The organism is Curtobacterium sp. MCBA15_008 (assembly GCF_001865065.1).
In the GTDB taxonomy this organism is placed as follows: Bacteria; Actinomycetota; Actinomycetes; order Actinomycetales; family Microbacteriaceae; genus Curtobacterium.
The window spans coordinates 1-11,660 of record NZ_MJGN01000024.1 but is presented as its reverse complement, the minus strand read 5'-3'; the positions used below and the strand labels follow the sequence as shown (position 1 = coordinate 11,660).

12 protein-coding genes, 1 pseudogene and 1 riboswitch are annotated in these 11,660 nt (G+C 73.6%); of the genes and pseudogenes, 6 read left to right on the top strand and 7 right to left on the bottom strand.

Annotated features, from left to right (window positions below):
- A partial coding sequence (locus BIU96_RS11635) for an NUDIX domain-containing protein (protein ID WP_071292783.1) occupies nucleotides 1–740 on the bottom strand: 740 nt, incomplete at its 3' end.
- 67 nt (nucleotides 741–807) lie between these two features.
- A riboswitch (TPP riboswitch) is annotated at nucleotides 808–903 on the top strand.
- Here BIU96_RS11635 and thiM point away from each other — a divergent pair.
- The 3 genes from thiM (at nucleotide 892) to thiD (ending at nucleotide 3,967) form a co-directional block, all read left to right on the top strand.
- The gene (thiM, locus tag BIU96_RS11630; protein ID WP_071292782.1) at nucleotides 892–1,761 is read left to right on the top strand and encodes a hydroxyethylthiazole kinase; all 870 of its coding nucleotides are present in this window, start codon (nucleotides 892–894) and stop codon (nucleotides 1,759–1,761) included. (Overlaps the previous riboswitch by 12 nt.)
- Nucleotides 1,758–2,483: a thiamine phosphate synthase gene (thiE, locus tag BIU96_RS19040; protein WP_083402848.1), complete on the top strand. Its 726-nt coding sequence runs from the start codon at nucleotides 1,758–1,760 to the stop codon at nucleotides 2,481–2,483. Before thiM ends, thiE begins: the two co-directional genes overlap by 4 nt.
- Nucleotides 2,480–3,967: a bifunctional hydroxymethylpyrimidine kinase/phosphomethylpyrimidine kinase gene (gene thiD / locus BIU96_RS11625; protein ID WP_083402847.1), complete on the top strand. Its 1,488-nt coding sequence runs from the start codon at nucleotides 2,480–2,482 to the stop codon at nucleotides 3,965–3,967. Before thiE ends, thiD begins: the two co-directional genes overlap by 4 nt.
- A gap of 273 nt (nucleotides 3,968–4,240) precedes the next feature.
- Here the strand turns inward: thiD and BIU96_RS11620 are convergent, their stop codons facing one another.
- The 4 genes and pseudogenes from BIU96_RS11620 to BIU96_RS11605 form a co-directional block, all read right to left on the bottom strand.
- On the bottom strand, nucleotides 4,241–4,744 hold the full coding sequence (locus tag BIU96_RS11620; protein WP_071292781.1) for a metallophosphoesterase: 504 nt from the start codon (nucleotides 4,742–4,744) through the stop codon (nucleotides 4,241–4,243).
- Nucleotides 4,741–5,208 carry a MarR family winged helix-turn-helix transcriptional regulator gene (locus tag BIU96_RS11615; RefSeq protein ID WP_071292780.1) on the bottom strand — a complete coding sequence of 156 codons (468 nt, stop codon included), beginning with the start codon at nucleotides 5,206–5,208 and terminating at the stop codon, nucleotides 4,741–4,743. The genes BIU96_RS11620 and BIU96_RS11615 overlap by 4 nt, the downstream gene beginning before the upstream one ends.
- 82 nt (nucleotides 5,209–5,290) lie before the next feature.
- Nucleotides 5,291–5,752, bottom strand: coding sequence for a VOC family protein (locus BIU96_RS11610; RefSeq protein WP_071292779.1), 462 nt, complete (start codon nucleotides 5,750–5,752; stop codon nucleotides 5,291–5,293).
- A gap of 23 nt (nucleotides 5,753–5,775) precedes the next feature.
- A pseudogene (locus tag BIU96_RS11605) lies at nucleotides 5,776–6,078 on the bottom strand (GNAT family N-acetyltransferase); the annotation flags it as partial.
- Between the two features lie 68 nt (nucleotides 6,079–6,146).
- On the opposite strand from BIU96_RS11605, the gene BIU96_RS11600 reads away from it, so the two are divergent.
- Nucleotides 6,147–6,815, top strand: coding sequence for an NADPH-dependent F420 reductase (locus tag BIU96_RS11600; protein WP_071292777.1), 669 nt, complete (start codon nucleotides 6,147–6,149; stop codon nucleotides 6,813–6,815).
- Between the two features lie 127 nt (nucleotides 6,816–6,942).
- Here BIU96_RS11600 and BIU96_RS11595 read toward each other — a convergent pair whose 3' ends face one another.
- Complete coding sequence (locus BIU96_RS11595) at nucleotides 6,943–7,914, bottom strand: aldo/keto reductase (protein ID WP_071292776.1); 972 nt, start codon at nucleotides 7,912–7,914, stop codon at nucleotides 6,943–6,945.
- A 99-nt stretch (nucleotides 7,915–8,013) separates the two neighbouring features.
- Here BIU96_RS11595 and BIU96_RS11590 point away from each other — a divergent pair, with 99 nt between their 5' ends.
- Complete coding sequence (locus BIU96_RS11590) at nucleotides 8,014–9,189, top strand: hypothetical protein (protein ID WP_071292775.1); 1,176 nt, start codon at nucleotides 8,014–8,016, stop codon at nucleotides 9,187–9,189.
- Nucleotides 9,190–9,324: 135 nt separating this feature from the next.
- On the opposite strand, the gene BIU96_RS11585 is transcribed toward BIU96_RS11590, so the two are convergent.
- Entirely contained in the window at nucleotides 9,325–10,182 is an 858-nt protein-coding gene (locus tag BIU96_RS11585) for a LysR substrate-binding domain-containing protein (RefSeq protein WP_071292805.1), read from the bottom strand.
- Between the two features lie 122 nt (nucleotides 10,183–10,304).
- On the opposite strand from BIU96_RS11585, the gene BIU96_RS11580 reads away from it, so the two are divergent.
- Nucleotides 10,305–11,630 carry an MFS transporter gene (locus tag BIU96_RS11580; RefSeq protein ID WP_071292774.1) on the top strand — a complete coding sequence of 442 codons (1,326 nt, stop codon included), beginning with the start codon at nucleotides 10,305–10,307 and terminating at the stop codon, nucleotides 11,628–11,630.
- Nucleotides 11,631–11,660: the final 30 nt, after the last annotated feature.

Below are 11,660 nucleotides of genomic sequence, written 5' to 3'. Positions count from 1 at the left end.
GGAGCAGACGGGGACGAACCAGCAGCGTGACCACCAGACGAACCAACAGCCGCGCGCGCCTCGCCCTCGAGCACCACGGTCCACCGCGGCCACCACCGGTCGAACGGCAGCTCCAACTCGGCCGCCGCCACACCCACCGCGGCGAGCGCCGTCACCCGGTCGAGCAGTCGCGTCGCCGCCCCCGCGCGGTCCTTCCACCAGCCGTCGGGCACGCTGCCGACGACGTTCGCGGCGTCGACGACGACGTGCGGCGTCGTCGTGATCCGGGCACGCAGGGCCGGCCAGGACGCCCCGAACCCGGGGTGCAGCGGCAGGTCGTCGACGTCGGCGACGGGGACCCAGGCGAGTTCGAGGCTCTCGCGGTCGGCGATCACCGGTTCGAACGGCCGGGAGGACCGCCCCACCACCGTCGTGTACGTCCAGAAGCCGAGGTCGAGCACGGCCGTGTGGCGCAGGTCGACACCGTCCTCGGGCACCCCCGCTTCCTCGGCGGACTCGCGGAGCGCTCCGGTCACGGCGTCCTCGCCCTGGTGCCGAGCGCCGCCGGGGATCCCCCACGTGCCGCCGTGGTGGCTCCACTCCACGCGGTGCTGCAGGAGCACGTTGCCGGCGCCGTCGTCGACGAGCAACCCGGCGGCGCCGAAGAGCCCCCATGCCTTGGTGCCGTCGGGTCCGACCGCCCAGGCGTCGCCGGGGTCGCGGGGACCGGGAGGCGGCCCGGGAGGCGTGGTGTCTGGCACACCGCAAGCTTTCCACACGGGACCGGCGGCGGCCTCGGATTGGTCACCGGACGTCGTGTACGGTGTCGCTCGAGACACGGGGTGCCGCGACCAGCGGCTGAGATCACACCCGTCGAACCTGCTCGAGCTCGTACTCGCGAAGGGATCGTCCATGGAAACCGCAGCGCCCTCCCCTGCCTGGGCCCACCGAACCGCCGAACTGCTCGAGGCCGTGCGGTCCCGGGGCCCCCTGGTGCACTGCATCACGAACACGGTGGTGCAGAACGTCACCGCGAACGTGCTGCTCGCGCTCGGCGCCTCGGCCGCGATGGTCGACGTCGTCACCGAGGCGGGGCCGTTCGCCCGGGTCGCCGACGCCCTGCTGGTGAACACCGGCACACCGCACGCCGAGCCTCGTGCGGCGTCGATCGAGGCCGCCGAGGCAGCGGTCGACGCGGGGACCCCGTGGGTCCTCGACCCGGTGGCGGTCGGATCGCTGCCGGTCCGGACCACGCTGGCCCGGGACCTGCTGGCCCTCCGGCCGACGGTGCTGCGCGGCAACGCCTCCGAGGTGCTCGCCGTGCTCGGTGCGTCCGCCGGTGGTCGTGGCGTCGACAGCACCGTGGGCACCGACGACGCGCGTGAGGCTGCGGTGGCCGGCGTGTCCGGTTCCGACCCGGACGGGAGGCGCGTGGCCGCGGTCGCCGTGTCGGGTGCCGTCGACCTCGTGGTCGGGTCCACCGCCGTGGGCGGCCCCGGCGTGCCGGTCCGGGTCGCGAACGGCACGGAGCTCCTCACCCGGATCACCGGCGGCGGCTGCGCACTCGGCGCGGTGATCGCCGCCTTCACCTCGGTGGCCGCGGAGGACCCGGTCGCGGCCGCGGTCGCCGGGACCGCCGTGCACACGATCGCCGCGGAGCTCGCCGCGCGTGACGCCGGCGGGCCGGGCACGTTCCAGCCGCTGTTCCTCGACCGGCTCGCGTCGCTGACCCCGGAGGACGTCGTCCGCGAGGCACGCATCACCGAGGAGCGTGCGGCATGACCGGCGTCGGCGTCTACCTCGTCACCGACGGTGCGCTGTCGGACCGGCACGGCATCGGCGTGCTCGGGGTGGTGCGGGCCGCGGTGCACGCGGGGGTCCGGATCGTGCAGGTGCGCGACAAGGAGGCCTCGGCGCGGGACCTGCTCGCGCTGACCTCGGCGGTGGCCGACGCCGTCGGCGACCGGGCCCTCGTCGTGGTCGACGACCGGCTCGACGTCGCCCTCGCCGCGCGGCACGCCGGACACCGGGTCGCCGGGGTGCACCTCGGGCAGTCGGACGTGCCCGCCGAGGCCGCGCGGGCACTCCTCGGGCCGGACGCCCACGTCGGCCTGACCGCGAACACGCCGGAGCACCTCGCTGCCGTCGCCCGGCTGCCCCGCGGCACCGTCGACCTGCTCGGCGTCGGGGTCGTGCACCCCACCTCGACGAAGCCCGACCACCCGCCGGCACTCGGGCACGACGGCTTCGCCCGGTTGGCCCGCGCGACCGACCTGCCGTGCGTCGCGATCGGCGGCGTGACCCTCGACGACGTCCTGCCGCTCCGCGCCGCCGGTGCCGCCGGCGTCGCGGTGGTGTCCGGCATCTGCGCCGCCGCCGACCCCGGTTCCGCGGCCGCCGCGTACGTCGCCGCGTGGGCCGACCACCTGTCGGAGGCGGGGCGGTCCGATCCGGGTGATCCGCGCCTCCAGGCAGTCGACACCGGCCACCGGGCGGACGCATGAGCGCGACGCCGGTCCCCCGTGTCCTCAGCATCGCCGGGACCGACCCGACGGGTGGTGCCGGGTTGCAGGCCGACCTCAAGTCGATCGCGGCGCACGACGGGTACGGGATGGGCGTCGTGACGGCGCTGGTGGCGCAGAACACGCACGGGGTGCGGTCGGTGCACGTGCCGGACGTGGGGTTCCTGCGGGAGCAGCTCGACGCGGTGTCGGACGACGTCACCATCGACGCGGTGAAGATCGGCATGCTCGGGACCGCTCCGGTCGTGCGGGAGGTGACGGACTGGCTGCGGGAGCACCGGCCGCCCGTGGTGGTGGTCGACCCGGTGATGGTGGCGACGAGCGGCGACCGGCTGCTCGACGAGGACGCCGCGGAGGCGATGGCGGAGCTGTTCCGGCTCGCCGACCTGGTGACGCCGAACCGTCCGGAGCTCTCGGTGCTGGCAGGGCTCGCTGGCGGCGCGGGCCGGGCCGTCGTCGACGCGGCGGTCCTGGTGGCTCGGACCTGGGACGTCCTCGTGCTCGCCAAGGGCGGACACGACGACGGGGCCACCTCGGACGACGTGCTCGTGTCGGCGGACGGCGTCGTGCGGACCTTCACGGCGCCGCGGATCGCGACGACGAACACGCACGGCACCGGCTGCTCGCTGTCGAGCGCGGCCGCGACCCGGATGGCCCGCGACGGCGACTGGGAGCTCGCGATCGGCGGCGCGAAGGCGTGGCTGACCCGCGCGCTCGAGGGGGCCGACGCCCTCGAGGTCGGCACGGGCACCGGACCGATCGACCACGGTGCGTCGATCCGTGACGCACTGCCGGCACCGTCGTGGACGGACCGGTGGTGGGACGACGTCGCCGGGGTGCTGCGCTCGACGATCGAATGCCCGTTCCTGGTCGGGCTGCGCGACGGCACACTCGACCCCGCCGTCTTCGCGATGTACCTCGCGCAGGACGTGCACTACCTCCGCGCGTACGAGCGGCACCTGGCGATGCTCGCCTCGTGGTCGACCGGCACGGCGGCGGCGTTCTGGGCGGCGTCGGCCGAGGGGTGCGCCGACGAGGCCCGCGACCTGCACCACCGCCGGCTGGCCGGGTCGCACGCCGACGACCCGGTGCACCCGACCTGCGCGGGGTACCTCGCCCACCTTCGGGCGTCCGCGGCGTCCGGGTCGCCCGGGGTCCTGGCGGCGGCGGTGCTGCCGTGCTTCCGGGTCTACGCCTGGGTCGGCACGCAGCTCGGCACGGCGCCGCCGGCGCACCCGTTCGCGGACTGGATCGGGGCGTACGGGGACCCTGGCTTCGCCGAGGCGTCGGCTGCTGCGACGGCGGAGGTCGAGCGGCTCGCGGCGGAGGCGGACCCCGAGGAGCGCGGCCGGATGACGCGCGCGTTCCGCCGTCCGGCCGAGTGGGAGCTTGCGTTCTTCCGCATGCCGACCGCCGCCGCGACGGCCGTGTCGGCACCGGCGGAGGAGGGCCGAGTTTCGGCCTGAGCGACACTTCTCGCGCCTGTGGACCCGTGAACTGTCGCTGACCCCGAGACCCGAGTCGCGCCCGGACGGTGCGCACCGGCGGACGGGAGGCGCGGTGCGGGCTGGCACCGCGCCTCCCGGCCGATGGACGGGCGCGCACCGCACCGGGCGCGCCGAGTCGGTCGCGAAACCGACACGTTGCGCCGGACCGGAGGCGTCCACCCCGCGAAGGCGACAGTCGTGCGCGGAACTCGCACAGCGAACTGTCGCTTTCGCGAGCCTGGCGGGACGGGGTCAGCGCGGGGGCAGGCGGACGAGCTCGACGGACAGGTCGGTGCCGTCGACGGTTCCGCGCATCCAGGTGTGGTCGGGCTGGCGGCGGCGGTCGGTCGGCGAGCCCGGGTTGAGGAGCCGGAGGCCCGAGGGCGCGACGGTGTCCCACGGGATGTGCGAGTGGCCGAAGACCAGGACGTCGGTGTCCGGGTACTCCGCGTCCATCCGGCGTTCGCGGCCGGTGGCGGCCCCGGTCTCGTGGACGAGCGCGAAGCGGAGGCCCTCGACGGTGAAGCGGGCAACGAGCGGCAGGCGGTCGTCGAACTCCGGGCCGTCGTTGTTGCCGCGGACGCCCTCGAACCGGCGCGAACGGCCCGCGACGGCGTCGAGGGTGTCGAGGTCCACCCAGTCGCCGGCGTGCACGACAAGGTCGGCGGCGTCGATGTCCGACCACAGGCCGGGCGGCAGGTCCTTCGCGCGCTTCGGCAGGTGGGTGTCCGACAGCAGGACGAACGCGGTGCTCACTCGGTGCGCTGGGGCATCGGCAGGCCCGCTTCGTCCGCCGCGCCGAGTCGTTCCAGCAGGCCGGCGAGCAGCGCGATGTCGTCGTCGGACCAGCTGGCGAGTCGTTCGTCGAGGGCGTCGCGGTGCAGTTGCACGGACCGTTCCAGAGCGGCGCGGCCGGCGTCGGTGGCCTCGAGCGGCTTCGCGTTGCCCGAGCCGCCGTCGGTCGTCCGGATCAGCCCGGCGGCGAGCAGCCCGGACAGCTGCCGCGAGATGGTCGACCGGTTGAGCCGCAGGTACCGGGCGATGTCGATCGCCATGCAGCCGCGGTGCAGCACGACGAAGTCGACGAGGGACTGGTCGACGACGCTCAGGATCGACTCGGAACCACGCGCCCGGATGCTCGCTCGACGGGTGATGCGCGCGAGTTCCGTGTAAGCACGCCCGATGTCGCTGTTGCGGACATCGGGCTTCGGTTCGCTCATCGGGTGACTCCAGCCTGTCAGCACCGGCACCGGCCGGCGGATCGGTCCCGCAACCATACCGGCGGGTACGGTGCTGCTCCGGTCAGCGACCCGCCGCCGCGGCACGGAGCGCGGGGATGTCGAGCTTCGACATCTGCATCATCGCCTGGAAGACGCGGGCGTTCGCCTCGGGGTCACCGGACCCGGTCATCAGCTCGCCCATCATCGACGGGGTGACCTGCCATGCCACACCCCAGCGGTCGAACAGCCAGCCGCACATGCTCGGTCGGCCGCCGTCGGCGAGGAGCGCGTCCCAGATGCGGTCCAGCTCCTCCTGGGTGTCGACGTCGACCTGGAACGACACGGCGTCGGAGTGCTCGTGGCCCGGCCCGCCGTTCATCGCCCGGTACGGACGGCCGAGCAACGTGAACTCGACGACGAGGGTCTGCCCGTCCGGGGTCTTCGCCACACTGTCGATCCGGCTGTCGGGGAACAGCGAGACGTAGTGCTCCGCGGCGTGCTCGGCCTGGTCGTCGTACCAGAGGAACGGAGTGATCGACGGCATCGTCGTCGCCTTCCGGGTGGGGCTCAGTCCGCGGCGCCGCGGACGAGCAGGTCGGACTTCTCGGGGTGTTCGTCGAACCACTTGCCGACGAACCAGCACATCGGCACGACGCGCTTGGTGGAGGTGGCCTCGACGTCGGCGACGGCGAAGTCGACGAGCTCGGCGGCGTAGCCGTGCCCGCGGTGCTTCGGGACCGTGTAGGTGTGCGGGAACGCGATGGCGTCGCCGTTCACCCGGTAGTCGAGGACGCTGACGAGTTCGCCGCCGACGTACATGGCGTAGCGGTCCTGGTCGGTCTCGTCGCGGAACTCGTGGTCCATGCCGCCATCATGCTCCGCCCGGCGGTCGTGCGCCGCTCGGGAATGCGTTCTGCACCATCGCGTTGCAGCACACCATGACGACCATCGGCATCATCGGCGCAGGCAACATCGGATCCCAGCTCGCACGGCTCGCGGTACAGCACGGCCACCTGGTGGTGATCGCCAACTCACGCGGGCCGGAGACCCTCACCGAGCTCGTCGACGAGCTCAACACCCTCGGCACCGGCGGTGTCGACGCTCCCGCTCGTGCGGCGACCCGCGACGAAGCGGCGGCCGCCGGGGAGATCGTCGTCGTGACGACCCCGCTCGCAGCGATCGAGACCATCCCGGTCGAACCCCTCGTCGGCAAGGTCGTGATCGACACGAACAACTACTACTTCGAGCGCGACGGCCACATCCCCGCCCTCGACGACGAGACCACCACCACGGCCGAGCTGCTGCAGGACCGCCTGGTCGGTGCCCGGGTCGTGAAGGCGTTCAACCACATCGGCGCCGCGGACCTGACCGGTCACGCCAACCCGGCCGGCACCCCGGACCGCCGCGCCCTCGTGGTCGCCGGCGACGACGCCGACGCGAAGCGCGTCGTCACCGACCTGATCGACGAGTTCGGCTTCGACGTGGTCGACGCCGGGCCGCTCGCCGAGGGCTGGCGCATCCAGCGGGACACCCCCGGGTACGGCCCGCGCCTGACGGCCGACGAGCTGCGTGCGGCGCTCGGCCGGGCGGAGCGCACCCGCGCCTGACCGGTACCGGACCCCGAGACTCGGGCTCAGCGACAGTTCTCGCAGCCGAACGCGCGAGAACTGTCGGTCACCCCGAGACTCGGGGCCACGCTGACACCAGGGGAGCGCGCCCCGCGCGCCCCGCGGCTCACGCCCCGTCGAAGATCACCGTCATCTCGGCGAGGTCGTCCTCGGAGGGCGTCCACGCCGTACCGGCCTCGACGTTCTGCACGATCTGCTCGGGCTTCGTCGCACCCGCGATGACGCTCGACAGCCCCGGCTGCGCCAGCAACCACGCGAAGGTCGCCTGCAGCATCGTGACGCCGCGGTCGTCGCAGAACCGCTGGAACTCCTCGACGATCGCCCACGGCGCGTCCGCCAGCAGCTGCGGCTTCGCCTTCGTCAGGCGTCCGTCGGCCGGTCCCCCGCCGGACTGCGTGTACTTGCCGGTGAGCAGCCCGTTGTAGAGCGGGAAGTACGGCAGGAACCCGAGGGCGTAGGCACGCACCGCCGGCAGGACCTCGTCCTCGACGCTGCGGGCGAGCGGGCTGTACTCGTTCTGCGCGGACACGAACGCCGTCGTGCCGGCGATGGAGGCGGTGAGCTCGGCCTCGGCGATCTGCCACCCGGCGAAGTTCGAGTGCCCGATGTAGCGGATCTTGCCCTCGCGGACGAGGTCGTCGAGCACGGACAGGGTCTCCTCGATGGAGGTCACGTCGTCCGGCCGGTGCATCTGGTACAGGTCGATCCAGTCCGTGCCGAGGCGCTTGAGCGACGACTCGACGGCGAGCCGCACGTACCGCCGTGAGCCGCGGACGCCCCAGTCGGGCCCGTTGACACCTTGCATGTCCAGGCCGAACTTCGTGGCGAGGACCACTTCGTCGCGCCGGCCGGAGATCGACTTGCCGAGCATCTCCTCGGACATGCCAGGCCGTCCGCCGTAGACGTCGGCGGTGTCGAAGAGGGTGACGCCGGCGTCGAGCGCGGCGTTGACCACGGCGTCCGTGCCCTCCTGCGACTCGGTCAGCGTGCCGGGTCGGCCGAAGTTGTTGCAGCCGATGCCGACGGTGGAGACGACGAGCCCAGACGGCCCGAGCGGACGGTGTTCGATTCCGGTCATGCTCCGACCGTACCGGCGACCCCGGAACTGGGGCTGCGCCCCGCGCACCGGTTGCCGTTAGAACTGACGGTGGATCAGCCTACGGAGGGAGTGCCGCCAGTGGCATCGCATCGCCTGCCTGACGAGGAACGACCGCGCCGCGCGGTCCCCGCCTGGGTCACGGCTCCCCCCGAGGACGGTTCCGTCGCACCCGCCGCCGACCGTGTGTCGGACCCCGGCCTGGAGGCACGCCCCACCCCCGTCGGGTCAGCCCCCGCTCCGGAGACGGTCGGCTCCGCCACCGTGTTCCCCGCACCGCAGTCCGCCCCGTCGGTCGTCCCGGACGAGTTCGCTGCCGAGGGCCTCGTCGCGGACGGCATCGTCGTGCCGGACTACCCGCCGCAGGAGGACCTCCTGCCGCCGGCCCCGACCTCGCCGGCCGTGCACACCCTGCCGTTCGACCGCGCCCTCGCCGCCCCGGCTCCGGTCTCGCCGATCGACGCCGCTCCGCCGGTCCCCACCACCCCTGCGGTCCCCGTCGTCGGGCAGCCCCGCTTCTCGGTCCCCGGACTCGAGCACGTCGTCGTCGAGGGCACCGAGCCCGAGCCGGTCGGCCCCATCGGCTACCGCACGCCCGCCCGCTTCGCGCACCAGCGTCAGGCGGCGAGTGCTCCGGCACCGGCCCAGACCCGTTCGTTCGACGCCGTCATCGCGCCGCCGGGCTCGTCCTCCGCGGCCGCGCCGGCGGAGGCGCCGACCGTGCTCCCGGCGACGATGCCGATCACGACCAGCGCCACCACCGCCACCACCGCCGCGTCCGGAGCCTCCGCGGCGGGGCCGGCCACGTCGACCGCGACCGCACCGGCCGCCCGGGTGAGCCGGTCCGGGCGAGGCGAGCCGCGCCTCCAGTCCGACGACGCGGACGGCAGCCACGCCGACCCGGCGGACGCACCGGGCGTGACGCGTCGACCTGCTGTCGGTGCGACGCCGGGGGCGGTCCTCGGTGCCGTCGCCGGACTCGCGACGCTCGGACTCGCGGCGTGGTGGTTCACCGCTCCCGCGACCGTGCACGGTGTCGGCGTCGCACTCGGTGCGATCGCCCTCGTGCTCTCGATCGCGACCCTGCGGAACCCGGCGACCACGTGGCAGCGGCCGATCGCGCTGCTCGGCGCGGTGATCGGCGGGGTCGGCACGCTCGGGCTGCTGTGGGCGGTCGCCGCGGCGCTGCTGCCGATGGCGGGCGTGACGCTGCCGGACCTCACCGGGACGGGCACGACGCCGACGCTGGCGCCGTAGCGCGCCCGCGCCCCGCCCGCCCCGCGCGCCCCCGCCCCGTCACCCACCCCGTCACCCGCCGAGGGAGCAGGAATCGTCGGGTCCGAGCGGGCCGCCCGACGATTCCTGCTCCCTCGACGGACGGACCCCGCGCGCTCAGACCGCGCGGACGACCCCGCGCGACAGGATGGCGTTCGTCAGGGCGTCGATCGGTTCCCGCTGCACCGTCGGGTTGGCGATGAGGACGTAGTCGACGGCCGGCAGGTCGGGCAGCGCGAGCCGCTGCGACACCTTCACCAGGTCGGCCGGGATGAGCGAGTGCGGGAACACGGCGACGCCGATGCCGGCCCGGACGGCCGCGAGCACCCCGTTCACGTCGCGGGTGTTGCAGGTGATCCGCCAGGTGCGGCCGGCGGCCTCGAGCGCGTCGATCGCCATCTGCCGGCTGATGCTCGGCGCCTGGTACGCGATGAGCGGCACGGGCTCGCCGGGCTCGAGCGAGATGCCGTCCTGCGCCATCCACACCATCTGGTCGGTCGCGACCCGGGTGCCCTCGGCGGACTCCCCCGCGGTCTGCTTGATGAACACGAGGTCGAGCTGCCCGGCGTGCACCCGGCGCAGGAGCGGCGACGACTGGTTCACCGTCAGCTCGAGGTTCACCTGCGGGTGCAGCCGGCGGAAGTCCCGGAGGATCCGCGGCAACTGCGTGATCGCCAGGTCGTCTGCCGCGCCGAACCGCAGCCGGCCACGGGTGGCGGCGCCGGAGAAGTACGCGTCGGCGGTGGCGTGTGCCGCGAGGATCGTCCGCGCGAAGCCGGCCATCGCGTCGCCGTTGTCCGTCAGCGCGACGCCCCGGGTGTCCCGCGCGACGAGGGTGCGCGACACCGCGGTCTCGAGGCGCCGCACGTGCTGGGACACCGTCGGCTGGCTGATGCCGAGGCGCGCGCCGGCCTGCGTGAAGCTGCCGGTCTCGGCGACGGCCAGGAAGGTCTGCAGCAGAACGGGGTCGAGCACCGGCGGCACCTCATTCGACTTCGCAATGGACTGATAGCCACCATAGGGGTATCGAATGACCCGCGGTCACGTAGTTTCGATGGGGTACCACTTCCGCAGCCGACGTCCGGAGATCCCCCACCGTGAGCGCGTCACCGACGACCCTCCCCCCGCCCACCGAACCGCTCCCGATCCAGGCCACCCGTCCCCCGTGGCGACACACCCTCATCGCCCTGTCGGTGCCGAACTTCCGGCTCTTCACCGCCACGAACCTCGTCGCCATGACCGCCGGGTGGATGCAGCGCATCGCCCAGGACTGGCTCGTCCTGCAGCTGACCGGGTCGGTCGCGCAGGTCGGCATCACGGTGGCGTGCCAGTTCGCGCCGATGCTGCTGTTCGGGCTCTTCGGCGGGGTGATCGTCGACCGCTTCTCGAAGCGCGCGCTGATGATGATCACGCAGGGCTCCTTCGCGGTGCTGTCGGCGCTGCTCGCGGTCCTCACCCTGGCCGGGGTGGTGCAGGCGTGGCACATCTGGGCGATCGCGTTCGTCGTCGGCATGGTGACCGTGATCGACAACCCGGCGCGCCAGGTGTTCGTCACCGAGATCGTCGGCCACGAGCACCTGCGCAACGCGATCAGCGTCAACTCGTCGGTCTTTCAGCTCGGCGGCATGATCGGCCCGGCGCTGTCCGGCGCACTGCTCGTCGCCGTCGGCGCGGGCTGGTCGTTCGGGGTGAACGCGATCGCGTGCGTCGCCGTCGTCGTGACGCTCGGCTTCCTGAAGGTCTCCGAGCTGCACCGCACTCCCCCGGCGCCGCGCGGCAAGGGCCAGCTCGTCGAGGGGCTCCGCTACGCCGTCCGGAAGCCGACCATCATCGTGCCGGTGATCCTCGTGGCGTTCTTCTCGGTGTTCGCGCTGACGATGCCCGTCCTGCTGTCGGCCTTCGCGTCCCAGGTGTACGACGTCGGCGCGGGCGGCTACGGCGTGTTCAACTCCGCCGTCGCGATCGGCGCCCTCGTCGGGGCCCTGCTCTCCACCCGACGTGCCACGGTCCGGCTCCGCACCATCGTCGGCGGGGTGTTCTGGACCGGGATCCTGCTCGTGGTCTCCGGCTCGATCCCCGCGATCGCCCCGTTCACCGTCGCGCTCGTCGCCGTGGGGATGTCGCAGTTGCTGTTCCAGACCGCGTCGAACTCCCTCGTGCAACTGTCGTCGAACGTGGCGATCCGCGGTCGCGTGATGTCGCTCTACGTCCTCGTGCTGCTCGGTGGGCAGGCGATCGGCGGGCCGCTCATGGGCCAGGTCGTCGACCACTTCGGGGCGCACGTCGGCATGGTCGTCGCCGGTGGCGTGCCCGCGGCCGCGGCGGCCGTCGTCGGCCTCGTGCTCGCCCGGCGCGGCGGGCTGCACCTGGCGGTGCGGATGCGGCACCACATGCCGATGCCGCAGATCGTCGGGCATCGCTGACGCGACGCGTGTGACCGGACCGGCGCGGGC